The organism is Shewanella sp. A22, from assembly GCF_053850585.1.
This window is the reverse complement of sequence record NZ_JBSQBN010000235.1, coordinates 1-1768: the sequence shown is the minus strand read 5'-3', so window position 1 is coordinate 1768 and position 1768 is coordinate 1. Positions and strand designations below refer to the sequence as shown.

The window sequence follows — 1768 nt, the reverse complement described above, 5'->3', positions numbered from 1 at the left end:
CTGGTCAGTTCAGAGTCTCTCAGGTTTTTCAATTCAAGGCACATTGATGTAGAAATGGTTGTTGCCTTTTAAATCGATGTAACACAGAAGTGGCATACCTGAGAGACGCCATTCTGGCGGGTTTCAAAGTCCTTTATGCTTCGTTAGATGCTTTCAAAATACGACGGCATGGTCTATTTTTTTCCATAAAAAATAACACATCCCCACCATCCATGGCGGTCAGATGCTTGAGGTAGAGTAACGCAGGAGCTTGTTACCGAGGATCACTATTCGCTTCAATCATCTGCCTTGCCTACAGCACTTTGAACTCCCGCTGAAAGATCACATATTTAATAGGATTGGTATTACAACTGCCAGCGCTCATTGAATGTGTTCTATTGCAAAATCGCTCAAGGTTATGTTGTAGCAGGCAGACCGAACAATATCAGGTTGTAGGCATAAAAAAGCTGAATCCATTGATTCAGCTATTTTTTTTCAAGGTGTTTACCGCGATTTATTTTGCAAACGCTTCTTGCAGAGCTGGCACAACTTGTTTTTTACGGCTTAAAACACCGTCTAACCACACTCGGCCATCAACGGTAGGTTTACCGTAAGCGCGCTCGGTTAGGTCTGCTGAATCAGACACCACTAGCATTTCTGAGCCTTCTTTCATGATGTCGGTAAGCAGTAATAATACGCTGTGGCGATTACCTTCAACTTTCAATTTAGCAATATCGGCTTCTAAGTCAGCTTTGATGTCGTTAAATACAGACAAATCGATAACTTCTAATTGGCCAATACCGACTAAGTTTCCGTTCATGTTGAAGTCTTTAAAGTCGCGCATGACGAGATCACGTGCTGGGGTGCCTTCAACCGCTGATTTGACTTTAAACATGTCCATGCCGACTTCTTTAAAGTCTTCAATACCAGCAATTTTAGCTAAGGCTTCAACACAACGAATGTCAGCAGTGGTGCAGGTAGGTGATTTGAAAATGACTGTGTCACTTAAAATAGCGCACATCATGATACCAGCGATGTTTGCAGGGATTTCTACTTGGTAAAAATCGTACATCATTTTGATAACAGTGTTACTGCAACCCACTGGACGGATCCAACATTCTAGCGGAGTAGACGTGGTTAAATCGCCTAATTTATGGTGGTCAACAATACCTACGATAGTCGCTTGAGCGATATCATCCGGTGCTTGAGTTATTTCAGAATGGTCAACAATATAGACTTCTTCACCTGCGTAACTGGTTTTGTATTCTGGCGCTTCAAAACCAAATTTTTCTAAAATAAATGCGGTTTCTGGTGATAATTCGCCTAAACGAGCCGCTATTGCAGGCTCACCGATTTGGTTTTTTAAATATGCTAATGCTATAGCACCACAAATTGAATCTGAATCAGGGATCTTGTGACCCACTACATACATTGCCATTGAAAGACTCTCCTATAAAGTTGCCCTGATTTTAACAAGGATTAATCGTCATCGCATTAAAAAATACCACTTCATCGGTTCTATATGCTGCAGGTTTGTCATCTTTAATGATATGAAGCACAGATTGATAGAAAAAGCCCCAAGCGGAGAGTCTCGGGGCTTTTTTTACATCACACAAGGTAGGTTGTTTCAGCTTGCGTTAGAGGTAAAACGTAATTAATACTAATCTCATTAAATATCTGGTCAGTTCAGAGTCTCTCAGGTTTTTCAATTCAAGGCACATTGATGTAGAAATGGTTGTTGCCTTTTAAATCGATGTAACACAGAAGTGGAATACCTGAGAGACTCCAT

General features: G+C 41.0%; 1 protein-coding gene. It reads right to left on the bottom strand.

Annotated features, from left to right (window positions below; all coding sequences use genetic code 11):
* Window positions 1–493: 493 nt before the first annotated feature.
* Window positions 494–1417, bottom strand: a complete 924-nt coding sequence (locus ACWXWT_RS20430; protein ID WP_456043398.1) for a manganese-dependent inorganic pyrophosphatase — start codon at window positions 1415–1417, stop codon at window positions 494–496.
* Window positions 1418–1768: the final 351 nt, after the last annotated feature.